This is a genomic window from Cellulomonas sp. ATA003, assembly GCF_031582905.1.
Lineage (GTDB): Bacteria > Actinomycetota > Actinomycetes > Actinomycetales > Cellulomonadaceae > Pengzhenrongella.
The window spans coordinates 523,869-550,027 of record NZ_CP133990.1; the positions used below are offsets into that span (position 1 = coordinate 523,869).

24 protein-coding genes and 3 pseudogenes are annotated in these 26,159 nt (G+C 74.1%); 16 read left to right on the forward strand and 11 right to left on the reverse strand.

What is annotated here, in order from left to right:
- The 3 genes from REH70_RS02615 (at window position 1) to REH70_RS02625 (ending at window position 1,811) form a co-directional block, all read left to right on the forward strand.
- Entirely contained in the window at window positions 1-672 is a 672-nt protein-coding gene (locus REH70_RS02615; protein WP_310751913.1) for an HAD hydrolase family protein, read from the forward strand.
- Complete coding sequence (locus REH70_RS02620; RefSeq protein WP_310751915.1) at window positions 657-839, forward strand: HAD hydrolase family protein; 183 nt, start codon at window positions 657-659, stop codon at window positions 837-839. The genes REH70_RS02615 and REH70_RS02620 overlap by 16 nt, the downstream gene beginning before the upstream one ends.
- 333 nt (window positions 840-1,172) lie before the next feature.
- On the forward strand, window positions 1,173-1,811 hold the full coding sequence (locus tag REH70_RS02625; RefSeq protein WP_310751919.1) for a hypothetical protein: 639 nt from the start codon (window positions 1,173-1,175) through the stop codon (window positions 1,809-1,811).
- Between the two features lie 421 nt (window positions 1,812-2,232).
- Here REH70_RS02625 and REH70_RS02630 read toward each other — a convergent pair whose 3' ends face one another.
- A complete protein-coding gene (locus REH70_RS02630; protein ID WP_310751922.1) occupies window positions 2,233-2,367 on the reverse strand; it encodes a hypothetical protein in 135 nt (44 codons plus the stop codon).
- A 57-nt stretch (window positions 2,368-2,424) separates the two neighbouring features.
- On the opposite strand from REH70_RS02630, the gene REH70_RS02635 reads away from it, so the two are divergent.
- On the forward strand, window positions 2,425-2,727 hold the full coding sequence (locus REH70_RS02635; RefSeq protein ID WP_310751925.1) for a hypothetical protein: 303 nt from the start codon (window positions 2,425-2,427) through the stop codon (window positions 2,725-2,727).
- Window positions 2,670-3,278, forward strand: coding sequence for an alpha/beta hydrolase-fold protein (locus tag REH70_RS02640; protein ID WP_310751928.1), 609 nt, complete (start codon window positions 2,670-2,672; stop codon window positions 3,276-3,278). The genes REH70_RS02635 and REH70_RS02640 overlap by 58 nt, the downstream gene beginning before the upstream one ends.
- 65 nt (window positions 3,279-3,343) lie before the next feature.
- Here REH70_RS02640 and REH70_RS20270 read toward each other — a convergent pair whose 3' ends face one another.
- From REH70_RS20270 to REH70_RS02655, 5 genes and pseudogenes are all read right to left on the reverse strand, one after another.
- Window positions 3,344-4,069 (reverse strand): ABC transporter ATP-binding protein, encoded by a 726-nt coding sequence (locus tag REH70_RS20270; RefSeq protein WP_396134715.1) that lies wholly within the window; start codon window positions 4,067-4,069, stop codon window positions 3,344-3,346.
- Between the two features lie 177 nt (window positions 4,070-4,246).
- Window positions 4,247-5,059 (reverse strand): annotated as a pseudogene (locus REH70_RS20275) (ABC transporter ATP-binding protein); the annotation flags it as partial.
- Entirely contained in the window at window positions 5,056-5,679 is a 624-nt protein-coding gene (locus REH70_RS20280; RefSeq protein WP_396134716.1) for a branched-chain amino acid ABC transporter permease, read from the reverse strand. The pseudogene REH70_RS20275 and the gene REH70_RS20280, both read right to left, overlap by 4 nt.
- Before the next feature lie 47 nt (window positions 5,680-5,726).
- Window positions 5,727-6,947: pseudogene (locus REH70_RS02650) on the reverse strand (hypothetical protein); the annotation flags it as partial.
- Window positions 6,948-7,061: 114 nt separating this feature from the next.
- Window positions 7,062-8,222, reverse strand: coding sequence for an ABC transporter substrate-binding protein (locus REH70_RS02655; protein WP_310751938.1), 1,161 nt, complete (start codon window positions 8,220-8,222; stop codon window positions 7,062-7,064).
- A gap of 301 nt (window positions 8,223-8,523) precedes the next feature.
- Between REH70_RS02655 and REH70_RS02660 the strand changes: the two genes are divergently transcribed.
- The 4 genes and pseudogenes from REH70_RS02660 (at window position 8,524) to nhaA (ending at window position 14,486) form a co-directional block, all read left to right on the forward strand.
- Window positions 8,524-10,233: an FAD/NAD(P)-binding protein gene (locus REH70_RS02660; RefSeq protein ID WP_310751941.1), complete on the forward strand. Its 1,710-nt coding sequence runs from the start codon at window positions 8,524-8,526 to the stop codon at window positions 10,231-10,233.
- Window positions 10,197-10,541 carry a hypothetical protein gene (locus tag REH70_RS02665; RefSeq protein WP_310751944.1) on the forward strand — a complete coding sequence of 115 codons (345 nt, stop codon included), beginning with the start codon at window positions 10,197-10,199 and terminating at the stop codon, window positions 10,539-10,541. The genes REH70_RS02660 and REH70_RS02665 overlap by 37 nt, the downstream gene beginning before the upstream one ends.
- Window positions 10,542-10,735: 194 nt before the next feature.
- A pseudogene (locus REH70_RS02670) lies at window positions 10,736-11,781 on the forward strand (NAD(P)-dependent alcohol dehydrogenase).
- Window positions 11,782-11,861: 80 nt separating this feature from the next.
- Entirely contained in the window at window positions 11,862-14,486 is a 2,625-nt protein-coding gene (gene nhaA, locus REH70_RS02675; RefSeq protein ID WP_310751947.1) for a Na+/H+ antiporter NhaA, read from the forward strand.
- A 39-nt stretch (window positions 14,487-14,525) separates the two neighbouring features.
- Here nhaA and REH70_RS02680 read toward each other — a convergent pair whose 3' ends face one another.
- Window positions 14,526-15,431: a LysR family transcriptional regulator ArgP gene (locus REH70_RS02680; RefSeq protein ID WP_310751950.1), complete on the reverse strand. Its 906-nt coding sequence runs from the start codon at window positions 15,429-15,431 to the stop codon at window positions 14,526-14,528.
- 72 nt (window positions 15,432-15,503) lie between these two features.
- Between REH70_RS02680 and REH70_RS02685 the strand changes: the two genes are divergently transcribed.
- Together REH70_RS02685 and REH70_RS02690 are read left to right on the forward strand one after the other, a co-directional pair.
- Window positions 15,504-16,127, forward strand: a complete 624-nt coding sequence (locus REH70_RS02685; protein ID WP_310751953.1) for a LysE/ArgO family amino acid transporter — start codon at window positions 15,504-15,506, stop codon at window positions 16,125-16,127.
- Window positions 16,128-16,156: 29 nt separating this feature from the next.
- Window positions 16,157-17,443, forward strand: a complete 1,287-nt coding sequence (locus tag REH70_RS02690) for a PP2C family protein-serine/threonine phosphatase (protein WP_310751956.1) — start codon at window positions 16,157-16,159, stop codon at window positions 17,441-17,443.
- Here REH70_RS02690 and REH70_RS02695 read toward each other — a convergent pair.
- From REH70_RS02695 to REH70_RS20285, 3 genes are read right to left on the reverse strand one after another with little or no spacing between them, the layout of a single operon-like run.
- On the reverse strand, window positions 17,438-18,613 hold the full coding sequence (locus tag REH70_RS02695; RefSeq protein WP_310751960.1) for a substrate-binding domain-containing protein: 1,176 nt from the start codon (window positions 18,611-18,613) through the stop codon (window positions 17,438-17,440). The genes REH70_RS02690 and REH70_RS02695 overlap by 6 nt on opposite strands.
- A complete protein-coding gene (locus tag REH70_RS02700; RefSeq protein ID WP_310754494.1) occupies window positions 18,610-18,855 on the reverse strand; it encodes a hypothetical protein in 246 nt (81 codons plus the stop codon). The genes REH70_RS02695 and REH70_RS02700 overlap by 4 nt, the downstream gene beginning before the upstream one ends.
- Complete coding sequence (locus REH70_RS20285) at window positions 18,833-20,590, reverse strand: hypothetical protein (RefSeq protein WP_396134655.1); 1,758 nt, start codon at window positions 20,588-20,590, stop codon at window positions 18,833-18,835. The genes REH70_RS02700 and REH70_RS20285 overlap by 23 nt, the downstream gene beginning before the upstream one ends.
- 346 nt (window positions 20,591-20,936) lie before the next feature.
- Here REH70_RS20285 and REH70_RS02710 point away from each other — a divergent pair, with 346 nt between their 5' ends.
- From REH70_RS02710 to REH70_RS02720, 3 genes are all read left to right on the forward strand, one after another.
- Window positions 20,937-22,247: an extracellular solute-binding protein gene (locus tag REH70_RS02710; protein WP_310751964.1), complete on the forward strand. Its 1,311-nt coding sequence runs from the start codon at window positions 20,937-20,939 to the stop codon at window positions 22,245-22,247.
- An 82-nt stretch (window positions 22,248-22,329) separates the two neighbouring features.
- Complete coding sequence (locus REH70_RS02715; protein WP_310751968.1) at window positions 22,330-23,235, forward strand: sugar ABC transporter permease; 906 nt, start codon at window positions 22,330-22,332, stop codon at window positions 23,233-23,235.
- Window positions 23,236-23,355: 120 nt separating this feature from the next.
- Window positions 23,356-24,153, forward strand: a complete 798-nt coding sequence (locus tag REH70_RS02720) for a carbohydrate ABC transporter permease (protein ID WP_396134656.1) — start codon at window positions 23,356-23,358, stop codon at window positions 24,151-24,153.
- Window positions 24,154-24,247: 94 nt separating this feature from the next.
- Here REH70_RS02720 and REH70_RS02725 read toward each other — a convergent pair whose 3' ends face one another.
- The gene (locus REH70_RS02725) at window positions 24,248-24,442 is read right to left on the reverse strand and encodes a hypothetical protein (protein WP_310751971.1); all 195 of its coding nucleotides are present in this window, start codon (window positions 24,440-24,442) and stop codon (window positions 24,248-24,250) included.
- A 12-nt stretch (window positions 24,443-24,454) separates the two neighbouring features.
- Between REH70_RS02725 and REH70_RS02730 the strand changes: the two genes are divergently transcribed.
- Both REH70_RS02730 and REH70_RS02735 read left to right on the forward strand, forming a co-directional pair.
- On the forward strand, window positions 24,455-24,883 hold the full coding sequence (locus REH70_RS02730) for a hypothetical protein (protein WP_310751974.1): 429 nt from the start codon (window positions 24,455-24,457) through the stop codon (window positions 24,881-24,883).
- Between the two features lie 110 nt (window positions 24,884-24,993).
- Entirely contained in the window at window positions 24,994-26,106 is a 1,113-nt protein-coding gene (locus REH70_RS02735) for an acyltransferase (RefSeq protein WP_310751978.1), read from the forward strand.
- Window positions 26,107-26,159 lie beyond the last annotated feature (53 nt).

The following is a 26,159-nucleotide window of genomic DNA, read 5'->3' on the forward strand; positions in this document are numbered from 1 at the left end:
ATGACCACTCGCCGCGCGGTGTTCCTCGACGTCGACGGCACCTACGCCGACCGCGGGGTGGCGCCGGCAGGGCACGTCGCGGCGGTGCGTGCTGCCCGGGCGAACGGGCACCTGGTGCTCCTGTGCACCGGACGGCCGCGGTGCATGCTGCCCCCACGTCTGCTGGCGGCGGGGTTCGACGGGATCGTCGCGGCCGCCGGTGGGTACGTGGAGGTCGACGGCGTCGTGCTGCTCGACACCCGGTTCCCGCCCGAGCTCGCCGAGCGAGTCGTGCGGGTGCTCGAGGCGCACGACGTCGCGTACGTCTTGGAGGCCCCGGACGTCCTGCTCGGCCCGGCCCGCGCGGAGCGGCGGCTGCGGGACCTCCTCGGTGGGCACCTGGACCCGGACGAGCCCGGGGACCTGGGTACGGCGGAGGGGCCGGAGGACGCGCTCGCGGCGCTGCGGACGGCGGACGTGCTGACCGGGGCGTCGTTCGGGAAGGTCACCGTCGTCGACTCCTCCGTCCCGGTCGAGGATCTGGCCGTCGCGATGGGACCCGGTGTCGGTGCGCTGCCCAGCTCCATCCCCGGCATGGGCGGGTCGTCAGGGAGCTGCACCTGGTCGGGGTGCACAAGGCGGCGGGCATCGACGTCGTCAGCGCCCACCTGGGTCTGGTGGCGCACGACGTGATCGCGTTCGGTGACGGGATGAACGACGTGGAGATGCTCAGGCACGCCGGGGTGGGCGTGGCCATCGAGGGTGCGGATCCGCGGGTGCTCGCCGCAGCCGACCGCACGACGGGCGGCCCGCGCCGGGAGGGCCTGGCGACGGCATTCGCCGAGCTCGGCCTGATCTGACCCCGGAACCCGCCGACCGATCCCCGCCGAATGCCCGCGGCGAGCGAGCCCGAGTCTTGACAGGCGCAGGTGGGCACCCCAGCATTCCGCGTGAGGGTTTACGACGTCGTAAACGAGTAGGTAGCGGCGTGCCCCTCATCGGGGCACGGCGTCGTGCCGGTCCCTGAGCTGGAACTGCGGACGAGAGGCAAGTCGATGACGATGACATCTCAACCGGGGGCGACCGCCCGAACACGGCGACGGAGGCGGGGGCGCAGGACGCTCGCGACCGCCGCGGCGACCGCCCTGGGAGCGGCGGGGCTGCTCGTCGCGCCGCCTGCGACGGCGGACGCGGTGAGCGTCGACCCCTGGGTGGCGGAGGTGCCGAACAACCCGATCTCCGACGTCTACCGCTTCACGGTGCCGGCGGAAGCGGTGACCGAGGCCACCGGGATCGAGGACGGACTCGTCGCCGTCCACGGCAACTTCGGCCCCGGCAAGGCGTGGACCACCCTCAACACGGGCACCAGCGGACCGAACCTGACCGCGACGATCGGCCCGCTGGAGCCGGGCCTGTACCTCTACGAGTACGCCGTGCGTCCGGCCGTGGACCAGGACGCCGTCGCCTTCCGCAACCCCGACGCACCGCAGGAGGTGACCTCGAAGCCGACCCTCAGCACCCTGTTCGTCCGCGGGCCGGGGTCCGAGTGGCTCGACGACGTGGCCGGCGGCGGTGAGCTCCAGACGCTCGGCTACGGCAAGGGAGTCAGGCGCGACCACGAGGCGCTCGTCTGGACGCCCCCGGGTACGACGCCGACCGCACGCAGCCCTACCCGGTCCTGTACCTGCTGCAGGACGAGGGTCAGAGCCCACGCGAGTGGGTCGAGCTCGGCCGGCTCGGCCAGATCTTGGACAACCTCACGCTCGACGGGGACGCCGAGCCGATGGTGGTCGTCATGGGCGACAGCGGGGTCGACGACCGTGCCCGCGTGACGAAGGACCTGGTGCCGGACGCGGAGGACGCGTTCAACATCTCCGACGAGGCGTCCGGTCGCGCGATCGCCGGGATCGGCGACGGCGCCGGCCAGGTGCTGGAGAACCTGGCGCTCAAGCCCCGCGAGTTCGGATCCGTCGGCCTGTTCTCGGGCAGCTACGACCAGGAGATCAACCGGGGCCGGGTCAAGCGCATCAACGACTCGACCGACCTCATCCGCGTGTACGCGGGCAACGTCACCGACCCCGCCTACGACGACACCGTCGCGCTGGTCGACACGCTGACGAGCGCAGGCGTGGACTTCCAGTCCGACGGCTCGGACCCGGTGACCGGCGGGACCTGGGACACGTGGCAGAAGAACCTGCACGACTTCGCGCAGCGCCTCTTCCAGGACGTCGAGGACGAGGGCCCGAGCGAGGGTCACGTGCCGTTCGTGGCGCACGAGCTGCCGCCGGCAGGGACGACGCCGACGCCGTGGATCGACGAGAACGGCGTGGTCACGTTCGAGCTCGGCCCCGAGTTCGCCGGCGCGAACAACATCACGGTCTGGGGCAACTTCGGTCCGGCCGGGAGCTGGCCGCGCACCCCGATGGTCCAGCAGGCCGACGGGTCGTGGCGGCTCTCGCTGGTGCCCGAGGGGGCTCGTACTACTACAAGTTCGTGGTGGACGGCGTCGACCACAAGGACGCCGGCAACCCGACGACCGTGTTCTCCGAGCCGACCTGGAGCACCTTCACCGTCGAGGGCGACACGCTCCGCGGCCAGTACACCGCTGCGGTGCCGGCCGACGCGCGTGGCGAGGTCAGCGTCATGTCCTACCCGAGCACGGCGGGCGAGCAGGAGCGCTCGGCGTACGTGTGGACGCCCCGGACTACGACGCCGATCGCGCCGAGGCGTACCCCGTCTTCTACCTGATGCACGGTGGCGGGCAGACGTGGACCGACTGGCTCGAGGTCGGCCACATCGACCGCATCCTCGACAACCTCCACCTGCGGGGCGAGATCGAGCCGATGGTCGTCGTCATGCCCAACGGCAACGGCGTGGACTTCCCCACGGAGATCACCACGCGCATCGCGCCGGCTGCCGAGGCGCAGTTCAACGTCAGCTCCGAGGGCGACCAGCGTGCGCTCGCCGGCCTGTCGTTCGGCTCGGGCCTCACGCTGAGCACGCTGTGGGCGCACCCCGGTGAGTTCGGCTACATCGGCGCCATGTCGGCGTTCGGGGGCGTGCCGGCCGGCGCGGACGTCGCGGCGATCAACGACGGCACGGAGCTGCTGCGGGTGTACACCGGAGACCTGCAGGACTTCACCTACGGCGCGACGATGTCGCTCCTCGCGTCCATGGAGAACGCCGGGGTGGAGCACGAGTTCGCCCCGGTCATCCCGGGCCCGCACAGCTGGGACGTCTGGCAGAAGGCGGTCATCGACTTCCTGCCGCGGCTGTTCACGCAGGGGGACGGCGCGTAGCTGCGCGACGCGTCACCATGGTGCGGCCGACGCCGGTCACCGGCGTCGGCCGCACCGCTCGGTGGTCAGACCACCTGGGCGGTCTGACCGAGGTACGCCTCGCGGATCTCCGGGTTCGCGAGCAGCTCGGCGGCCGTGCCGGACAGCCGGACGGCGCCGTTGACCAGCACGTACCCGCGGTGCGCGATCGACAGGGCCAGCTCGGCGTTCTGCTCGACCATGAACACCGCGACGCCCAGCTCGCGGTTGATGCGCTCGATCGTGTCCAGCACCTGTTCGACGACGATCGGCGCGAGGCCCATGGTCGGCTCGTCCATGCAGATGAGCTGGGGGCGCGACATGAGCGCCCGCGCGAACGCGAGCATCTGCTGCTCACCGCCGGACAGGGTGCCGGCCTGCTGGGTGCGCCGCTCCGCCAGGCGTGGGAAGAGGTCGTACTGCGTCTGCAGGTCCGCGCGCAGGGCGGCCGCCCCCGCGCGCCGGGTGAACGCCCCGACCAGGAGGTTCTCCTCGATGGTCATCTCGGGGAACACCCGCCGGGCCTCGGGCACCGAGGCGATTCCGCGCCGGACGACGTCGGCCGTGGACTCGTGCGCGGTGCTGCGACCGTCGAACACGATGTCGCCGCCCGACGGCCGGACGAGCCGCAGGATCGTCTTCATCGAGGTGGACTTGCCGGACGCGTTGCCGCCCAGCAGCGAGACGATCTCGCCCGGCTGGATGGAGTAGGACACCGACCGCAGGGCGTGGAACTGCCCGTAGTGGACGTCGACGGACCGGACGTCCAGCAGCGGCGGCACGTCGGTCGCCGGGATGACGCGGCCGGTCGCCGGCGCGGCCACGGCCCCGCCGGTCGGCGGCGTCGCCACGGCCCCGCCGGTCGCCGGCGTCGCCACGGCCCCGGCGGTCGCCGCCGCGGCACCCTGCGCCTCCACCTCCGCGACGTGGGCCCGGTGACGACGGGTGCCCAGGTACGCCTCGACGACGCGGGGGTCGCGCTGGACCTGGGCCGGGGTCCCCTCGGCGATGATGGCGCCGTCGTCCATCACGATCACGCGGTCCGACACCGTCATGACCAGGTCGAGCTTGTGCTCGACGAGCAGCATCGTCTGCCCGTGCGCCTTGAGGTCGAGCAGCTGGTGCATCACCTCGTTGGTCTCGGACGTGTTCATGCCGGCCGTCGGCTCGTCCAGCAGGAGCAGGCGGGGCTGCGACGCCAGCGCGCGCGCGATCTCCGTCCGTCGCCGGTTGGCGTAGGAGAGGGTCGCGGCGACGTGGTGACGGCGCGGGGTCAGCCGGTCGCCGAACCGGGCCAGCTGGGCACCCACGCGCTCGTCGAGGTCGCGCTCCTCGGCGCGCATCGACGGCGTGCGCACCAGCGCCTTGCCGAGCTCGGCGACCAGCGCCACCCAGCGCAGCACGGGGACGCGTCGCAGCCGGCGCAGCGGCACGGCCGCGCGCAGCAGGGTCTGGCCGACGAGCACGTTGGCCTCGACCGTGCTGTTGCCGAACACGCGCCCGTTCTGGAACGTGCGCTTCAGCCCCGCGGCGGCGACCTCGTCCGGGGTCGACCCGGCCAGGTCGCGGCCGTCGACGACGATGCGCCCGGCGTCGGGGCGCAGCTCGCCGCTGATGAGGTTGATCGTCGTCGTCTTGCCCGACCCGTTCGGGCCGATGATGCTCACCACCTCGCCGTCCCCGATCGAGAACGTCGAGTCCGACACGGCGGTGAGCGCGCCGAAGCGGCGGGTGAGGCCCTGGACCTCGAGCAGCGGCCTCATGCCACGGTCTCCTCTGCGTCGTCGGTGGGTGCCGGGGCGGCGCCCCGACGGGCACGCGCCCACCTCAGCGGTGGGCCGCCCCGGGTCCACAGGCCCTGCGGGCGGAACCGGATGAGCAGCAGCAGCACGACCCCGTAGACGATGAGCCGGGTCTCGGCCGCTGCGCGGAGCACCTCCAGCCCGCCGACCATGATGACCGCGCCGACGACCGCCCCGAACGGGCTGAGCATGGAGCCGAGTACCGCGATGATGACGAACTGGAAGGACAGGTTGGGCGAGAAGATCTGCGGGTCGATGTACCCGTACTGCGCCGACCAGTAGGCGCCGCCGATGCCGGCGATGAAGCCACCGACGCCGAACGCGAGCGACTTGTACTGCGGTGTGGCGAGGCCCGCGGCGCGCGCCGCCACCTCGTCGTCCCGGACGGCGCGCCAGGCGCGGCCGACGTGGGAGCCGAGCAGGCGGTGCACGAGGGCCAGGGCGAGCAGCAGCAGGACCAGCCCGAGCGCGTAGAGCAGCGGACCGGTGCCGAGCTCGACCCCGAGGACGCTCGGCAGAGGGATGGCGGCGATCCCGCTGCCCCCACCGGTGAGGGGCGTCCACACCAGCGCCACCGACACGATCGCGGCCCCCGTCGCGAGCGTGGCGATCGCGGGTAGTGCCCGCTCAGCCGCCAGCCGGGAGCTGCCAGGGCCGTCACGACGACGGCGGAGATGACGCCGGCGGCGAGCATGGCCGGTACGAACGACCAGCCCACCTCCTTCGTCAGCAGCGCGGCGGCGTAGGCGCCGACCGCGACCGACCCGGCCTGCCCGAGCGACAGCTGTCCGGCCGCCCCGCCGATCACGACGAGGGACAAGGCCACGAGGGCGAAGGCGATGACCTGCGTGCCGACCTGCACCGCGTAGCCGTCCACCAGCCCGGGGACAACCGGCAGGGCGGCGAGGACGGCCAGGACGACGACCTGCCATCGCGCCATCCGGATGGGCCGGCCCTGCGCGAAGAACGTGCCGGTCAGCGGCTCGCGACGGATGCTCGCGCGGCCCAGCAGCCCGGACGGGCGCACCCACAGCACGAGGAGCAGGACGCCGAAGGTGATCAGCTGGCGCACCGCGTCGCCCCACCGCGCGACGCCGAAGGCCTCCAGCACCCCGAGGAGCAGTCCGCCGACGACCGCCCCCGGCAGCGAGCCGAGCCCGCCCAGGGTGGCCGCGGCGATGCCGGCGAGGCCGATCTGGAAGCCCTGCGTCGGGGCGATCGTCGTGAAGTAGGCCGCCACGAGGACGCCGGCGAGGCCACCGAGCGCGGACGCGATGACGAAGGCCAGGGACTGCACCCGGTCGACGGGCACGCCCATCTGCGCGGCCGCCTCGCGGTCCTGGGACGTGGCGCGGATGGCGCGGCCGGTCGCCGTGCGCCCGAGGAAGAGGGCCAGCACGGTCATGAGCACCACGCCGGTCACCAGGATGATGACGTCGATGAGCCCCACGGTGAGGCCGCCGAGCTGGAACGAGACGTCCGGCAGGCCGGTGTCGAACCGGCGGGTCTGCGGGCCGAAGACCTGCTGCGTCACGTTGTCGAGGATGATCATCACGGCGATCGTGGAGAGCACCGCCGCGATGGGGGCCTTGCCGCTGAACGGCCGGACCGCCACCCGGTTGATGAGCCAGCCGAGCGCTCCGGTGACGAGCACCGCCGCGAGCGCCCCGACCGGCAGGGGCATCCCCAGGTGGCTCGTCACCAGCCAGCCGACCATGGCGCCCACGGCGAACAGCGACCCGTGCGCGAAGTTCACGACGTTCGCGACGCCGATCACGAGGGAGAGGCCGAGCGCGATCAGCGCGTAGGCGTTCCCGTTGATCAGGCCGGCGAGAAGGATGTCGAGCACGGGGCTCCGATCGTGCAGCGGTCGGTCGGTCGGTCGGTCGGTGGGGTGGGTGCGGGGCGGCGCCGCGGGGAGCCTCGCCCGCGTCGGCGCCGCGGTGCCGACGCGGGTGACGCGTCAGCTGCCGGAGGTCAGGGTGTCCGTCTCCACGAAGGCGCCGTCCTGCACCTGGAGCCAGGTGAACGTCGGGTCGTCGATCCGGCGCTCGTCGTTGTAGGAGAACGGCCCGAAGATCACCGACGGGATGTCCGTGCCCTCGCGCAGCGCGTCCCGGACGCCCTCGCGGGTGCCGTCGCTGTTCCCGTAGGCCCACGCGAGCTGCTTCAGGCCGTCGTACGCGAAGGCCGCGAACTGGTTCGGCGCGACGCCGTGCATCTCCTCGAACGCCTCGACGAACCGCTGGACCTCCGGGTCGGCGGCCGCGGGGAAGAACACCGTCGCGACGTAGGTGCCCTCGGCCGCGTCGGCGCCGAGCTCGGTGAACTCCTCGGAGTAGTTGGAGCTCACGGCCACCACCGGGACGTCGGCCAGGCCGGTGCCCTGCGCCTGCTGCACGAGCAGGGCGGTGGTGTTGTAGTACGTGAGGAACGCCAGCGTCTCGGCGCCGGAGTCCCGGGCGCTGAGCAGCTGGGGCCGGAAGTCGGTCGAGGTCTCCTCCACCGGGGTGGAGTAGACGATCTCGGTGCCGTTCGCGGCGGCCTGGTCCTCGAAGACCTCGAACGCGGCGTTGCCCCAGTCGGTGTTGAGGTGGAACACGGCCACGGAGTCACCGAGGGCGGCGACGCCGTCCTCCAGGTAGCGACCCTCGACCTCCTGGGTGATCGACGGGCTGAAGATCCAGTCGCCGGTGCTGGTGAACTCCGGGTGGGAGTTGGTGATGCCCAGCTGCAGCAGACCGCCGCGCTGGAAGATCGGGCTCGCGACCATCGACGTCGCCGAGGAGAAGTCGCCCATGACGGCGAGGACCTCGTCGTCGCTGACGAAGCGCTGAGCGATCGCGGTCGCCTGGCTGGCCTCGCCCTGGCTGTCCTGGAAGTCGATCTCGACCGCACGGTCCAGGTCGCCCGAGGCGTTGATCTCCTCCAGGGCGAGGTCGAACCCGCGCTGCCAGTCCTCGCCGTACTGCGCCTGGTCCCCCGAGAGGGGACCGGAGACGCCGAAGACGACGGGGCCGGCGTCGCCGCTGCCGCCCGCGGCGCCGTCGGTGGCGCACGAGGTGAGGGCGAGGGCGGCGGCGGCCATGACGGCGGCGGGCAGGAACCGGGTGGCTCGTCTCATCGGTCTCTTTCGCAACAGGGTGAGGCGTCGCAGCGCGGCGGGCCCCACCCGAGGTGGTGGCACGGCGGCAGGCGCGACCGAGGGGGCAGCGCGCCGTCGCAGGACGGACGAGGACCGGCATGGGCCGGGCCGCGCGCCGGAGGCCCGGCGGTCCAGTGATCACGACAACGCGGGTGGGGTGATTCATTCCCGCTCGCCCGCATCGGTGCCGGGGCGGCCCGCGGGTGGCTGGGCGCGCGGGTGGCTGGGCGCGGTGGGGCGTGGGTGGGTGGACGGCGCCCGAGCCGCGTACAAAAGGCGCATGACCTCGACCACCGCCGCGCTGTGCCTCGTCGGCGCCGGACCGCGCGGCACCTCCGTCCTCGAGCGGCTGGGCGCCCACGCGCACCGGGTGCCGGCCGGCACCCGGCTCCAGATCCACGTCGTGGACGACGCCGAGCTGGGCAGCGGGCGGGTGTGGCGCACCGACCAGAGCCGGGAGATGTGCATGAACACCCTCGCCGGCGCGGTGACCCTCTTCCTCGACGACAGCGTCGGCGCCGAGGGTCCCCCGGTGCCGGGGCCGACTCTGCTGGAGTGGGCGCTGCTCCTGCGGCACGAGCTGGACCCGACCCCCGACCACGCCGCCGCGGCGGCTGCCGTCCCGCCGGAGCGCGTCGCCACCTTCCGCGAAGGGGCCGTCCGCGAGGAGCTGGGCGCGGACGCGGCCCTGCGCGAGGAGCTCGCCGGCATCCGGCCCGAGTCCCACCCCAGCCGCGCGCTCTACGGCATGTACCTCGTCTGGTGCTGGGACCGGGCGGTGGCGCGCCTGCCCGAGGGGTGGACGCTGGTCACGCACGCCGCCCGCGCGGTCGCCGTGGACCACGTGGGCGGGCGGGAGCACGTGCGGCTGTCCGACGGTCGGACCGTCCCGTGCGACGCCGTCGTCCTGGCGCCCGGCTGGGTGGACCGGGAACCGAGCGAGGCCGACGGTCGCCTGGACGCCGCGGCCGCGGAGCACCCCGACCTGCTGCACGTGCTCCCCGAGAGCCCGATCCGCCAGGACCTGTCCGGCATCCGCCCCGGCGAGCCGGTCATCGCGCGGGGCCTGGGCATGGGGTTCTTCGACACGCTCGCGCTGCTGACCCTGGGGCGGGGCGGGACGTTCGCCGCCCGGGACGACGGCGCCAGGGACGACGGCACCCTGGTGTACCGGCCGAGCGGCCAGGAGCCCGTCGTCCACGTCACGTCCCGCCGCGGCGTGCCTTTCCGGGCCAAGTCGCTGTACGGCGGCCTCCCGCCGGCGGCGCCGCACCGGCACCTGCGGTCCGTGGACTGGGCGGCGGTCCCGCGACCCGTGGACGTCGGCCGTGACATCTGGCCCCTGGTCGTGCGGGACGCGTTCACGGACTACTACGCCACGCTCCGGCGCGTGCGCCCGGAGGCCTTCGTCACCGGTCCGGGCCGGGACGAGGATGCCGCCCTCGCCCAGGTGCTCGCCGCCGTGGACAGGCTCGGGGACGACGTCGTCGCGCTCGACGCCCGCATCGCCGAGGTCGTGCCGGACCCGGCGCAGCGGTTCGACCTGCGGGCCGCGATGCACCCGGCGGACCACCTGTTCGACAGCCCGGAGGCGTACGACGCGTGGGTCCGCCGGTACGTCGCCGACGACCTCCGGGAGGCCGCGCTCGGCGCGGACAGCCCGCTGAAGGCCGCGCTGTGGTCGGTGGGCGCGGCCCGCAAGCCGGTCGCCCGGATCGTCGCCTTCGGTGGAGCGACGGCGGAGTCGTTCGACGGCGCCCTGCGGCGGTTCATGGCCTTCGGCGGGATGGTCGGCAGCGGCCCGCCGGCGTTCCGCAGCCGGCAGCTGCTGGCGCTCGCCGACGCCGGCCTCGTGCACTTCATCGGCCCGGACGCCACGGTCGTGGTGGACGCCGCGGCCGGGTGCTACCGCGCGGCGTCGCCGTTCGTCGCGGGATCGGGGTCGAGGCGCGCGTGCTCGTCGACGCCTGGATGCACCTGCACGACGTGAGCCGGACCCGCGACGTGCTCCTCGGGCACCTCATCGAGGCCGGGCGCCTGCGGCCCGCGCTGCACCCGACCGCGGACGGGGGCTGCCGACCGAGCGCCGCGATCGACGTGGACCCGGCGACGAGCCGGCTCGTGCGCGCCGACGGCACGCTCGACCCGGCGGTCCACCTCATCGGCATCCCGCTCGAGGACCTGCGCGGCGACACGGTCATCAGCCCCATGCCGGGCGCCGACGCCACCATGCTCCGGGAGACCGACGCGGTCAGCCGCAGCGCGCTCGCGGTGCTCGCACGGCGCCGGGGAGCGTGACGACGACCTCACCTCCGGTCGGCGGGTGGCGCCGTCGTCCTCGGCGCCGCAGGATCGACCTCGGACCACGCCGGCACCGGCAGGAGCCCGGCGGAGCGAGCCCCCGACCGACCCTGCTGACCATCCCGCCGAACCCCTGCCGGCCACCGTGCCGGCGGTCCATCCGCCCGCCTCACCCCGCACCTGGAGACCCCGTGCCCACCACCGTCAAGGCCATCGCCGCGACCGCCGCCGACCAGCCGCTCGTCCCCACCACGATCGAGCGCCGCGACGTCGGACCGCACGACGTCCGGATCGACATCCGCTTCGCCGGCATCTGCCACTCCGACATCCACACCGCGCGCGCCGAGTGGGGCCCGGTGCCGTTCCCGCTCGTCGTCGGGCACGAGATCGCCGGTGTGGTCGCCGAGGTCGGCTCCGAGGTGACGGGGTTCGCGGTGGGGGACCGGGTCGGCGTCGGCTGCATGGTGAACTCGTGCCGCGAGTGCGAGCAGTGCACCCAGGGGAACGAGCAGTACTGCCTGCGCGGCAACACCGGGACCTACGCGAGCACCGACCGCGACGGCACCGTGACCCAGGGCGGGTACGCCCAGGAGGTCGTCGTCACCGAGGACTTCGTGCTGCGGATCCCGGACGGCCTCGAGCTGGACGTCGCCGCACCCTGCTGTGCGCGGGGATCACGACGTACTCCCCGCTGCGCCACTGGGGCGTCGGCCCGGGGACCACGGTCGCCGTCGTCGGCATGGGCGGGCTCGGCCACATGGCCGTCAAGATCGCGCACGCCCTGGGCGCCGAGGTCACCGTGCTCTCGCAGTCGCTGAAGAAGCAGGAGGACGGGCTGCGCCTCGGGGCCGACCACTACTACGCGACCAGCGACCCCGAGACCTTCACGGCGCTCGCCGGGTCGTTCGCGCTGGTCCTCAACACCGTCAGTGCCGCGCTCGACCTCGACGCGTACCTGTCGCTCCTCGCGGTCGACGGCACGCTGGTCAACGTGGGCGCCCCGCCCGAGCCCCAGCCGGTCCGGGCGTTCTCGCTCATCGGGGCGCGTCGGTCGTTCGCGGGCTCGACGATCGGCTCGATCGCCGAGACGCAGGAGATGCTCGACTTCTGCGCCGAGCACGGCCTGGGTGCCGAGATCGAGGTCATCGCCGCCGACGCCGTCAACGAGGCATGGGAGCGCGTCGTCGCCTCGGACGTCCGCTACCGCTTCGTCATCGACACCGCGACCCTCGCCTGAGGACGCGGCGCCACCCGCCACCCACCCCGCCAGCCGATGAGCAGCCGATGAGCAGCCGATGAGCAGCCGATGAGCAGCCGATGAGCAGGGCCACCACGCGCCCGGCGCAGTCCCGCGCGGCGTCGGACAGCGCCGGGCTCCTCACCCGGGTGGCGCCGCTCGGCCGCCGCCTGCGCACGGAGGCGGGCGGCGCCGCTCTGCTGCTGGCGGCCACGGTCGCGGCGCTCGGGTGGGCGAACTCCCCGTGGGGCGAGACCTACGACGCCTTCTGGCACACCGACCTCGCGGTGCGGGTCGGGGCGAGCGAGCTCTCGCTGGACCTGCGGCACTGGGTGAACGACGGCCTCATGACGTTCTTCTTCTTCGTCATCGGGCTGGAGGTCAAGCGCGAGCTCGTCCTCGGCGAGCTGGCCGACCGCCGCCGCGCGGCGGTGCCCGCGCTCGCGGCGCTGATCGGCCTGGTCGTGCCGGCGCTGGTGTACGTGACGTTCAACCTCGGCGACGCGGCGGTGTCGGCCTGGGGAGTGGTCATCTCCACGGACACCGCCTTCCTCCTCGGGGTGCTCGCCCTCCTCGGGTCGGCCTGCCCGCCCCAGCTGCGTGTGTTCCTCCTCGCGCTGGCGATCGCCGACGACGTCGGCGCGCTGAGCGTCATCGCGATCTTCTACACCGAGGACCTCGCGCTCGTCCCGCTCGCGGTGGCCGGCGTGGGGTTCGCGGCCATGCTCGGGCTGCGCCGCCTGCGGGTGTGGCGCGGCCCGGCGTACCTCGTCCTCGGTGTCGCCGCGTGGGTGGCGATGTACCTGTCCGGGGTCCACCCGACCCTGCTGGGCGTCGCGGTGGCCCTCGCCACGCCGGCCTACCCGCCGCGACGCGAGGAGGTGGCCGACGCCGCCCGCCGGACCCGGGCGTACCTGCAGTCGCCCAACCCCGAGTTCGCCGACGCCGCGCGGCTGTCCATCGCCCGCTCCGTCCCGGTGGGGGAGCGGCTGCAGCAGCTGTGGCGGCCCTGGACCGGCATGGTCATGGTGCCCCTGTTCGCCCTCGCGAACGCCGGGGTGCCGCTGACCGGTGAGACCCTGCGCGCCGCGGCGACCTCGCCAGTGACCCTCGGCGTCGTCGCCGGGCTCGTGGTCGGCAAGCTCGTGGGCATCCTCATCGGGACCGGGCTGGCGGTCCGGCTGCGTCTGGGTGACCTGGCGCCCGGCCTCGGTGGCCTCCAGCTCGCGGGCGGCGCCGCGCTGTCCGGCATCGGCTTCACCATCTCGCTGTTCATCGTCGACCTCGCGCTCGCGGACGAGCGCCTCGCGGACCAGGCGCGCGTCGGCGTCCTCGCGGCCTCCGTGCTGGCGACCGCCCTGGGCGTCACGCTGCTGCGCCTCGCGGCCCGACGCCGGCCGGACGAGGCCGAGCTCGTGCTCGACCCGCCGGTCGACCCCGAGCGCGACCACGTCCGTGGACCCGTCGACGCGCCGCTGACGCTCGTCGAGTACGGCGACTTCGAGTGCCCGTTCTGCGGGCAGGCCACCGGGGCGGTGGCCGAGCTGCGGGAGCGGTTCGGCGACCGGCTGCGGTACGTGTTCCGGCACGCGCCGCTCGTCGACGTCCACCCGCACGCCCAGCTGGCGGCGGAGGCGGCCGAGGCAGCGGCCGCGCAGGGCCGGTTCTGGGACATGCGCGACCGGCTGTTCGCGGCGCAGGACCGGTTGACGAGCGCGGACCTCGTGGACCACGCCGCGGCGCTGGGGCTGGACGCCGCGCGCTTCGCCCGCGACCTGGGCGCCGGCCGCTACACCCGCCGCGTCGAGCAGGACCGGGAGTCGGGCCAGGTGAGCGGGGTCCGCGGCACGCCCACCTTCTTCGTCGGGGAGCACCGGCACACCGGGCCGTTCGACGCCGACACGCTCGCCGCGGCGCTGCTCGCGGACGCGGGCCTCGGCCAGGGGCCGGCGGCGCCCCGCGCCGTCGACGTGCCCACCGGCGACGTCACGCCCGGGTCCGCGGGTGCCGGGACGGGGCGGCCGCGGATGACGCCCGCCCTGCCGGAGCTGCCCGAGGACCTTCCCGAGACCCCCGCCCGCGGCGGCGACCACCCCCGGCTGACGGACGCCCAGGTCGCGGCACTCGACCCGCACGGCACCCGGGTGCCGGTCGCCCGCGGCGACGTCCTGTACCGGGTGGGCGACGACACCTACGACCTCCACGTCGTGCTGTCGGGTGCGGTGGCGGTCGTCGGGTTCCCCGAGAACGGGGGCGAGCCGCTGGTCAGGGTGCACGGCCCACGCCGCTTCCTCGGCGAGCTCGACCTGTTCGACGACGAGCCGGTCCGGCGGACGGCCGTGGTCGTGCGCCCCGGGGAGGTGCTCCGCATCACGGCTGACCGCCTCCGGTCGCTGCTCGCGGACGACCCCGCGTTGCGCGACCTCGTCACGCGCGCCTTCCTCGTCCGGCGTGCCATCCGCTACGAGCTCGACGCCGACCTGCGCATCCTGGGGCGACGCGACTCGCCGGAGGTCCGGCGCCTCGTCGACCACGCGCTTGCGCACGGGCTGACCACCGACGTGGTGGAGATCAGCGAGACCGGCGATGCGGACGAGCTGCTGGCGCACCTGGGCGCCTCCCCGGCCGACCTCCCGCTCGTCGTGGCCCGGTCCGGCCGCGTGCTGCACGACCCCACCGAGGAGGATCTCGCGCGCGAGCTGTGAGGTGCGCCGGCGCCCGGCGACGGCGGCGGCCGGGACCGACTACCTCGCCAGCTCGCGACGGGCGGCCGCGGTGACCGCGGCGCCGACCCGGTCCAGCGAGGCCGAGCGCAGCTTCCACTGCTGCCAGGACAGCTCCACGTCGACCGCCCCGAGGGGATCGAGGTCCACCAGGTCGCCGGCCCGCTCGCCGGCCCGGCTCTGCAGGTCGGGGAGCATGCCCCACCCCATGCCGAGGCGGATCGCCGTGAGGAAGTCCGCCGTGGCGGGCACGTGGTGCACCGGCGGCTGCGCGCCCTCGGCGACCCGGCCGCGCAGGTACCGGTGCTGCAGGTCGTCCTTGCGGTCGAACACGACCACGGGCGCGCGGCCCAGCGACTCGGGCGTGGGGCCGTCGGGGAACCACCGCTGCACGAACGCCGTCGCCGCCATCGGGCGGTACCGCATCGTGCCCAGGCGGGTGACCGAGCACCCCGCGACCGGGTCCGGGGCGGTGGTGACGGCGGCGACGACGGTCCCCGAGCGCAGCAGCGCTGCGGTGTGGTGCTCGTCGTCCCGGTGCAGGTCGAAGCTCACCGACGCGGCGAGCGGGGCGAGGGCGGGCAGGACCCACGTCCCGAGCGAGTCGGCGTTGACGGCGATCGGCAGGGTCGGCACCACCGGGCCCGTCCCGCCCGTCCCGCCCGTCGGCCCGTCGCCGAGCTCGGCGAGCGTGTCGGCCGCCAGCAGGTCGACCTGGCGAGCCAGGCGGAGCACCGCGCGGCCGGACTCGGTGACCTGCACGGGCTTGCTGCGGATGAGCAGCACCCGCCCGGTGGCCACCTCGAGTGCGCGCAGCCGCTGACTGATCGCCGACGGCGTCACGTGCAGCGCGCGCGCCGCGGCCTCGAAGGTCCCCTCGGAGACGGCGGCGCTCAGCGCGCGGAGCTGGGCGAGGTCGAGGTCCATGGACAGCAACGCTAATGCCGCCGCAGAAAAGTGAACTTCACTGCGCCCGGGCAGGCCGCCTACGGTCGCCGCATGCCCCTCGACCTCGCCGCCGCCCTCTCCGGGCTCGGGCTCGGACTGTCCCTCATCGTGGCGATCGGTTCGCAGAACGCCTTCGTGCTCCGCCAGGGCCTGCGTCGCCACCGGGTCGGCGCGGTCGTGCTCGTGTGCGTGCTGTCCGACGTCGCGCTCATCGCGGCGGGCGTGGCCGGGGCCGGCGCCGTGGTGCAGAGCCGGCCGTGGCTGCTGGACGCCGTCCGCATCGCCGGCGCGGTCTTCCTCACGGGGTACGGGCTGCTGGCCGCGCGCCGCGCGCTGCGCCCGGGGACCCTCGTGCCCGACGACGCCGCGCCGTCGTCCACGGCGTCGCTCGCGGGCGCGGTGACGGCGGCGCTCGCGCTGACGTGGCTCAACCCGCACGTGTACCTGGACACGGTCGTCCTGCTCGGCTCGATCGCGCAGAGCCACGCGGGGCGGCAGTGGTGGTTCGCCGCGGGAGCCGCCCTCGGCAGCACGCTGTGGTTCGTCGCGCTCGGCTACGGCGCCGCGCTGCTGCGCCCGCTGTTCGCCCGGCCGCGCGCGTGGCAGGTGCTCGACGCGGTGATCGCGGTCGTCATGCTCGCGCTGGCGGGGTCGCTGCTCGCCGCCGCCGGGTGATCGCACGGACCGGCGCCTATGCTCCCGAGGTGACGCCCGACGAGAGCCTCCCCGCAGCGCTGCGCGGAGTCCTCGACGCCGTCGAGAACGCACCGCCGGTCGAGGCGGTCGAGGCAGCCACTCGTGGGCTGCAGGCAGCGCTCGGCGCGCTGTCGGCGTCGTTCCTCATCGCGGACCTGTCGGGTCGTGCGCTGGTCCGCCTGTCCACCGCCGACGCTCCCGGCGGCGCGCGGACCGCCGCCGACGCCGTGCGCCGCGACGCGCGCGAGGTGGCGCAGTCCCAGCCGTTCGACGGGGGCGCGGCGGGGCGGGCGCTGCAGACCCAGAGGGTCCAGGTGCTGCCGCCGGGAGACACCGCCCTGGGCGTCGCGTCCCCGGGAGGGTGGACGGTGCTCGCCCCGGTGACGGAGCGGGGCGAGTCGCTGGGGCTGCTCGAGCTCGTCCTGCCGGTCGAGCCGACCCCGGCGGTGGTCGAGGAGATCGCCCGGACCGCGCACCTCCTGGGCTTCGTCGTGGTGGCAGGCAGACGCCACACCGACTTCTACGAGTGGGCGCAGCGCACCACGCCGTACTCGCTGTCGGCGGAGATCCAGCGACGGCTCCTGCCGCCCGGCTACACCTGCGAGGCCGACGCCTTCACGCTGTCGGCCTGGTTGGAGCCGTCGGCGACCGTGGGTGGTGACACGTACGACTACAGCCTCGCGCGCGACGTGCTGCACCTGTCGATGACCGACGCCATGGGGCACGGGGTGGCCAGCGCGCTGACCGCCACGCTGTGCGTCGGCGGTCTGCGCAACGCCCGGCGCCACGGGCGGTCGCTGCTCGAGCAGGCCGCAGCGGCCAACGCGGCGCTGTGCGACCACCACGCGGAGGTGTCCGCGGAGGCCTTCTCCACCGGCTTGCTCGGCCGGCTGGACCTGACCACCGGCGTCATGGAGCTCGTCAACGCGGGCCACGTCCCGCCGTTCCTTCTGCGCGACGGCGAGGTGGTCGAGGTCGCGCTGCCGCCGGGCGTCCCCCTCGGGCTGTTCCCGGACGCCCGGTACGTGGCCACGGCGCTCACGCTGCACGCCGGGGACCGGCTCGTCCTCGTGACGGACGGGCTGCTCGAGCGCAACGCGGAGCACCTCGACCTGCCCGCGCTCATCGGTGCCACGGCGGACCTGCACCCGCGCGAGGCGACCCGGGCGCTGACCGACCGGCTCCTGGAGGCCACCGGTCAGGCGCTCGAGGACGACGCCACGCTCCTCGTCCTCGACTGGCGCGGCCACCACGGCCAGGGCCGCGACACGCGCGCCGGGGCGAACGCGTCATGACGAGGGCGGCGCCGCCGAGGACTCCCGGACGCGCAGCGACGGGCTGATCACGACGCGGTGCGCCGGGCGCCCGGGGTCGGCGAGCCGGGCGGCCAGCAGCTGCACCGCGGCGCGCCCGATCGACAGCCGCGGCGGCCGGACGGCGGTCAGGCGCGGGCTGAACAGGCCCGCGACCTCGTCGTCGTAGGCGACCACGGACAGGTCGCGGGGCACGGAGAGCCCGCGCTGCTCGCACCGCTGCACGAGCGCCATCGCCTCGGTGTCCGCGTGGACGAGCAGCCCGGTGGTGCCCGTGCTCAGGCACCGGTCCAGCACGTCGTCCAGGGCGGCGTCGAACCGCTCGGCGCGCAGGTCGGGCACGACGACGTCCACGGTGGCGGACGGCTCGTGCCCCGCCTCCGCGAGGGTCTCGAGCCAGCCGCGGCGCACGTGCGGGCCGGTCGGGCTGTGCTCGCTCAGGACGAGACCGACGCGCTCGTGACCGAGGGACGCCAGGTGCCGGACGGCCATGGCAGCGCCCAGCGCGTGGTCGGTCACGACCGACTCCATCGCGGCGTGGTGCGGGCCCACCGTCGCGGACCGCTCCACGAGCACCACCGGGACCCCCGTCGACGCCAGCCACGCCATGGTGTCGGCGGCCCGCGGCACGTCCATCCGCGGCGCGATGAGCAGCCCGTCGACGGCGGCCTGCTCGACGAGGCGCGCCAGCTGCGGGCGGTCGTCGTGGGTCTCGTAGGACGACCCGCGCAGGACCAGCCGCATGCCGTGCCCGACCGCCTCGTCCTGCGCGCCGCGCACCACGCCCGGCCAGTAGTAGTCGAGCGAGGGCACGAGCATCCCGACCGGGCGTAGCACCGGCTCCCCGTCCGGCCTCGCCGTGCCCGACGACGAGGCGGTGCCCGACGACGAGGCGGTGCCCGACGACGAGGTGACGGGCGGCGCCGGTGCGCCGGGGGCGTCGTCGGGCACGACGAGCGTGGCGCCGCCGTGCACGCGTCGCACCAGCCCCTCCTTCGCGAGCTGGGCGATGTCGCGCCGGACCGTCACCGGGGTCACCCCGAGGACGTCGGTGAGCTCCGAGACGCGCACGGTGCCCTGGCGGTGCAGGGCATCGAGGAGCTGGGCCCGTCGGGTCACCGGGAGCGGGCCCCGGGCGTCGATCGTGCTCATCGGGCCTCCTCCACGGTCGTCGTCAGGGTGCCGGTCGGCACGGCGTCGAGCCTGAGCACGAGGCGGGTGAGGCGGTCGCCCCACACCTCGGTCAGCAGCGGGTCGTCCAGCTCACGCACCTCGAGCGCGGCGCAGGTCACCGGACCGTCCCACGTCAGCACGACGGTGCCCGCACCCCCCAGAGCGTGCACCACGACCCGGTCGCCCCGCTGGTGCACCTCACCGGCGAGCAGGAGATGCACGGTCGTGGCGCCCGTGTCCGACGCCGTGCCCGTGTCCGTGGCCGTGTCCGACGCCGTGTCCGACGCCGTGTCCGACGCCGTGTGGTCGTCGAGCTCCCAGAGGTCCACGACCTGCACGGCTCCGGACACCCGGTCCAGGGTGGCGGTCCGCCACCAGTGCCGCACGTCGGGCCGCGGGTAGGCACCGGCGAGGTCGAGCCGGAGCGCGCTGCGGTGCTCGCCGGTCTCCGCGCGGGCGGCGCGGGCCGCGTACCGGCGGCCCGCGGACTGCGCGCTGCCGCGCACCGTGGGCACGCTGTGCCACGTGCTCTGCATCGGCCAGAGCCTGTACCGGTCCGCGCCGAAGGTCTGGGCCGTGTAGGTGGGCCGTCCGGCGTCGACGACGACCGGGACACCGCCGAGGGCGACCGCCACGCTGCCGACGTCGTTGTGGTTGTGGTGCTCGTCGTTGTGGCCGCCCTTGGCCGCGAGCGTCAGCCCCCGCGGGCTCCCGCCCGCCGGGCGGGCCAGGAGCACCTGGGTGGACGGCAGCCAGACGTCCCGGGGGAGGGGAGCCGGGCGTGGGGTCCGCGGCGCCCCACACCGGGTCGGTGAGCGCGCGCAGCAACCGGCCGAGCCCCTCGCGCTCGGTCGCCACCGGACCGCCGGGCACGCGGTGCGCGGCCGCGTGCCGCACGGCGTCGTCGTCCCCGGCCGTCCGCGCGGCCCGGTGCAGCGCGTGCCACGGCTGGTCCGTCGGGGGCCGGGCCTGGCCGTCGGCCACATTGAGGTACCAGGGGCCGCCCAGGTGCATGCGGTGCGGGAACGCGACGGTCGCGCGCAGCGCCGGCACCGACGACGCCTCGAGGGCCCCGCCGGTCGCGTGCGCGAGGACGTCGAGCGCCTCCAGGGCGCGGCACGCCCCGTTCCACCAGTACGCGTAGCCCTCGTCGATCGCGCCGTCGTCCGGGAGTGCGGCGACGTAGCGGTCGAGGCCCTCGACCACGAGGGCGACGACGCGCGCGCGCTCGCCCGGGTCGGCGACCAGGGCCAGCGCGGCGACCAGGACGTTGCCGTGGATCCACGGGTTCCAGTTGTGCACGTCGCCGTCGAGCCCCAGCCAGTGCCAGTCCCGGCGTCGCACGAACGGCTCGAGCACCCGGGTGCGGACCTCGTGCCGGACCCGGGCACGCAGCCCGGGGTACCGGTCGTCCAGCGGTGCGCCGAGCAGGTGGTCGACCCACGCCAGCTGGGCGGCCACCTCGCCCGCTCCGAGGTCCACGAACGGATCGGTCACGGTGGCCACCACCGCGCCGTGCCGGCGCCGGGTGTCGTCGTGCGCCGCCCAGCACCAGGTGCTCTGCTCGCACAGCACCGTGATCCCGTCGGCGACCTCGTCGAGCCAGGCCGGGTCGAGCGTGGAGGCCGCGGCCACGGCGGCCCGCGTGAGCCGCGTCTGGCGGGCCGCGACGGCGTCCTCGTACTCGAGGCGGTCGCCGTCGCGGAAGAAGCGGGCGTAGGCGTGCGCGGTCGGCTGCGGCCAGGGCGTGCCGCGCTCGGCGTCGGCGCGGGCGAGGAGGTCCAGGCGGGTCGGGCGGTCCGCGGTGCCGGAGCGCAGGTCCCACGCGGCGCGGTCGGCCGCGCGCGGGACCGGCAGGGCGTGGCCGGCCGGGGTCAGCAGGGCGGCGAGCCGGTCGACGGTGACGTCCGGCCACCGGGCGGCGAGCGGTCCGGTGAAGGCGTGGTCGGTCGTCATGTCTCCTCATCGAGTGGACGCCACGGGCTTGATCGTTTGTGATCGTAACGGCTGACATCACGATCGGGACACGTGCTTGACAGCCCGGCGGGCGGCGGAGTTGACTCACGGTCAGCCAGAAACGATCAACACGGCACCGGCGCCGCCCTCTTGAAGCGATCACAGTCGATCATCGCGGGTGGTCGGTGTCGGCACTACCCCGACGGCAGCAGTACCTCGAACGGCAGGCAGTACCTCGACGGAGCGGTCCGGCCCGGCACGCCGCCGGCCACGCGGACACACCGGTCCGGTCGGGCGGACGGACCGGGGCCCGACGGTGGGCCCGGACATCGACAAGGAGCAGAACATGAAGCGCTCGATCGTGGGTGGCCTGAGCGTCGCCGCACTCGCCGTGACGACCCTGACCGCCTGTGGCGGCGACGACGCCGACGCGGGAGCGGGCGGGGGCGGTGCCGAGGCCGCGGACGGACCCGTCACGCTCTCCCTCGCCGGGTGGAGCCTGGCGACCACCCCGGAGTTCCAGGTGCTGGCGGACGCCTTCCACGCCGAGAACCCCGACGTCACCGTCGAGCTCGCGGAGTACGACGCGACCAACTACGACACCCAGATGATCGCCGACCTCGCCGCCGGCTCCGCGCCGGACCTGTACGTGCTGAAGAACCTGCTCAACTTCCACACGTACCAGGACGGCGGGCAGCTGCTCGACGTCTCGGACGCGGCCGCGTCCCTCGACGAGAGCACCAGTGGGCTCGGGGCCTACGAGGTCGACGGCGCGACCTACGCCGTCCCCTACCGCCAGGACTCCTGGTACGTCTACTACAACAGGGACCTCTTCGACGCCGCCGGCGTCGAGGCGCCCGGCGAGTGCTGGACGTGGGACGAGTACGCCGACACGGCCACGGCGCTGACCACCGCGCTCGCGGCGTCCGGCTCCGACGCCAAGGGTGCCTACCAGCACGTCTGGCAGTCGACCGTCCAGGGCTTCGCGAACGCGCAGAGCGAGGACGTCGACATCCTCGACGGCGACTACGACCACCTCGCGCCCTACTACGAGCGCTCCCTGGAGCTGCAGGCGACCGGCGCGCAGGTCGACTACGGCTCGGCGACGACGAACAGCCTCACCTACCAGTCGCAGTTCGGGACGCAGAAGGCGGCCATGCTGCCCATGGGCAGCTGGTACGTCGCGACGCTCATCGCCCAGCAGGAGAGCGGCGACGCCGACACCTTCGCGTGGGGCCTCGCCCCGGCGCCGCAGCTCGAGTGCACGGGTGACGACCCGGTGACCTTCGGTGACCCGACCGCCATCGGGATCAACCCGGCCATCGACGACGAGAAGGCCGCGGCCGCCCAGGAGTTCCTCACCTTCATCGGCAGCGAGGCGGCGGCCACCGAGCTCGCCGCGATCGGCATCACGCCGGCCTACGCGGGTGACGCCGTGACCGAGGCGTACTTCGCCCTCGAGGGTGTGCCCACCGACGAGCTGTCGCAGTGGACGTTCGCCCACCACGACACCCGCCCGGAGAACCCGGTCTCGGAGTTCACGGCGCCCGTCCAGAGCGCCCTGAGCGACGCGCACTCGGCGATCATGTCGACGAGCTCCAGCGTCGAGGAGGCCCTCGCCGCCGCGGAGGCCCAGGCCGCGGACGCCGTCGGCTGACCCTGCGGTCGCCGACCGACGACGGGTCCGGCGTGCGGCCTCGCGCCGCGCGCCGGACCCACCTCCCAGACTGGAGACACGCATGGCCACGACCCTGGAGCAGCGACGCCCGGGCAGCCGCCTCAAGCGGCGCAACACGCTCATCGGGCTGTCCTTCATCCTGCCGAACTTCCTCGGCTTCGCGACGCTCACGCTGATCCCGGTCGTCGTCCTGTTCTACCTGTCCTTCACGGACTGGAACGCCTTCGGCGTCGCGAACTGGATCGGCGCGGAGAACTTCGCCGACATGGTCGGCGACAGCATGTTCTGGACGGCTCTGACGAACACGCTGTACTACTCGGCGCTGCACATCCCGCTGACCTTCGCCGTGTCGCTCGGGCTGGCCATGCTGCTCAACCGCAAGCTGCGCGGGGTCGCTTTCTTCCGCACCGCGGCGTTCTTCCCGTACATCACGTCGATCGTGGCGATCGCCGTGGTCTGGAACGCGCTGTTCAGCCCGGAGTTCGGACCGATCAACCAGTTCCTCACCGCGATCGGGATCGACGACCCACCGGGATGGACGACGTCGGCGGACTGGTCGATGCCCGCCGTCATCCTGGTGAGCGTCTGGCGGGAGATGGGCTACTACATGATCCTCTTCCTGGCCGGCCTGCAGACCATCCCGCCGGAGCTGTACGAGGCCGCGCGCGTGGACGGCGCCAACGCGGTGCAGCGCTTCTGGAACGTGACCCTGCCGTGCCTGCGACCGACGACGTTCTTCGTCACGGTCATGCTCACCATCGGCAGCTTCAAGGTCTTCGACATCATCCTCGTGATGACCAACGGCGGTCCCGGCACCTCGACCCTCGTGCTGTCCCAGTACATCTACGAGAAGGGGTTCGTGGAGAACGACTTCGGCTACGCCTCGAGCGTCTCGGTGGTCCTGTTCTTCATCTGCATCTCGGTCACCGTGCTCCAGTTCGTCGTGAACAAGAGAAGGGCTCTGTGAGATGACGACCACGGAGGCGAACGCCCAGGCGGTCATGCGGGGCAAGGCGATCGGCGGTGACCCGGGGGCACGCCGTCGCGCCGCCCGCGGCGCGACGCACCGGGGTCGGTGGGGCGGGTCGTGGGCTACGTCGCGATGGTGGTGGCCGCCGCTGCGGTCCTGCTGCCGTTCTTCTGGATGGTGATGTCGTCGCTGAAGACGAACAACGCCGTCTTCACGATCCCGATCCAGTGGATCCCCGAGGACGTGCGCTGGGTGAACTACGTCGACATCTGGCAGAAGTCGGACATGGGGACGTGGATCAAGAACACCCTGCTGCTGTCCGTCGTCATCACGGCGCTGCAGCTGTTCACCGGGAGCTTCGCCGCCTACGGGTTCTCCAAGGTGCGCTTCCCCGGCCGCGACGTGCTGTTCCTGGTCTACATCGGGACGATCGCCGTGCCGTGGCAGGCCTACATGATCCCGCAGTTCATCCTCATGTCGAAGCTCGGCCTGTCCAACACGCTGTGGGCGATCGTCGCCCTGCAGGCGTTCAGCGCCTTCGGCGTGTTCCTCATGAAGCAGTTCTACGAGACCATCCCGGGCGAGCTGAGCGAGGCCGCCCGCGTCGACGGGCTCACCGAGTACGGCATCTACCGCCGCATCATGCTGCCGTTGTCGGTGCCTGCGCTGGCGTCGTTGACACTGCTCACGTTCGTGTTCGTCTGGAACGACTACCTCGGCCCGCTCATCTACCTGCGCAGCCCCGAGCTGTGGACCATCCAGATCGGTCTGAAGAGCTTCATCGGCCAGTACAACGCCGAGTACGCGCTCATCATGACGGGGTCGGTCCTGTCGGTCCTGCCGATCGCGATCATCTTCCTGCTGGGGCAGCGGTACTTCATCCAGGGCATCGCCACCTCGGGGCTGAAGGGATGACCGCTGAAGGGATGACCGCCGCGACGACCGGCGGCGGCGTGCGCCGGAGCGCCGGACGCAGCCAGGAGGCGTTCGACCAGGTCTTCGGGACCGCCTACGTGACCCTCATGACGAACGTGCTGCTGACCGTCGCGTGCCTGCCGGTCGTCGTGCTCGTCTTCGCGACCGACGTGACGACGTCCTGGCCGCTGCTGGCGCTGGTGGCGCCGCTGTGCGCGCCGGCGCTCGTCGGGGCGTTCGCGGTGTTCACGGCCTTCGGCGCGGACGGCTCGACCGCGGTCGTCCGCACGTTCGGCCGTGCATGGCGGCGCAGCCTGCGCCCCGCGCTGACGATCGGGGGCTCGTCGTGGTCGCCGTCGTCGTCCTGGCCGTCGACGCCCGGGCCGTGTGGGGCAGCCGGATCGGCGCCGTCGCCATCCCGTTCTTCGTCACGGTCGGGGTGCTCACGGTCGCGACCGCGACCCTGGCCCTGGTCGGCCTCGCCGAGCGCGGCGACGTGCGTGTGCGGGACCTGCTGCGGGCCGCGCTCTACCTCGCCGTCCGCCGCTGGTACCTCTCGGCCGCATCCCTCGTCGTGGTGGGGCTCGGGCTCGCCATGGTGGCCACCCGGCCCGTGCTCGGCCTGGGTCTCGCCGCGGCGCCCCTGCTGTACGTGGTGTGGGCCAACAGCCGGTACGCGATGCGGCCCGTGCTCCACCTCGACGACGCCGAGCCGGTCCCGGCGGCGTAGACGCGTCCGTCCCGCACTGCACCGGCACGCACGGCACCCGCACGCCCCGCACGCGCACCGGCACCCGCACGCTCCGCACCCGCACGCCCCGCCACGAGAGAGGGCCACCCGTGCCCCACGACGACATCGCGCTGCGCGAGGACTTCGCGCCGTGGTCGTTCACCGAGCTCGCCAGCCCGGCCGCCCGGCTCGACCAGGCGGCGTACCTGGACACGCTCCGCGCCCGGGGGCACGCCGTGGGTGACGGGTGCGTCGTCTCCCGGCTGGCCGCGGTGCACCCGGACACCCTCGTCCTCGGCGACCGCAGCACCGTCGCCGCGCACGCGCACCTCACCGGCGACCTGGAGCTCGGCGCCGACTGCTCGGTCAACGTCGGCACCGCGGTCCGCGGACGCGTCCGGATCGGCGACGGCGTCCGCATCGGCAGCCACTGCAGCCTGCTCGGCTTCGACCACGGGTTCGCGGACACGTCGGTGCCGATCCGGCACCAGCCCCTGACGTCGGCGGGGATCACCGTCGGCGACGACGTCTGGATCGGCAGCCACGCCGTGGTGCTCGACGGCGTCCGCGTCGGCTCGCACGCCGTCGTCGGCGCCGGTGCGGTCGTCACCCGGGACGTCCCCGACTGGGCGGTCGCGGTGGGCAACCCGGCGCGGGTCGTGCGGGACCGGCGCGCGCCACGGGGCGACGCGCTGGGCACGCTCGCCGGTCGGCTCCGTGACCTCGGCGACCGTGCCCGTGAGCAGGCCCCGGACGTCCTCGCCCGCAGCCTGGACGCGCGCACGGGGCGCTGGCTGGACCGGCCCGGCCAGGCCCCGACGGTCCGGGCGCACTGCGACGCCGTGGAGATCGCCGCCCTGCTCCTCGACGCGCCGCCGGACCCGTGGTCGCGGCACGAGCACGTCGCGGCGCTCCAGGCGCTGCAGTCACCGGACGACGGGCTCGTGGCCGAGCTCGGCGCCGACCCCGGGACCGGGCCCTCGGACGGGGAGCGGCCCTCGACCGGGGCGGACCGCCTGGCTCGGCTCGCGGACGGCACGCAGGCGTACCACGTGCTCGCGGTCGGCTACGCGCTCGACCTGCTCGGTGCCCGCGCCGGCGTCCCGCTCGCCGCGGTGGCCGACCTGACCCCGGACGTCGTCGTCGCCACGCTCGACGGCCTCGACCTGGACCACGACGCCTGGGGGCCGGTCACCTCGTCGACGCACTCGGGACCGCGCTGACGTGGGAGCTCCGGGCGGCACGCGGCGTCCCGCCCGGCAGCGTCGAGGCGCTC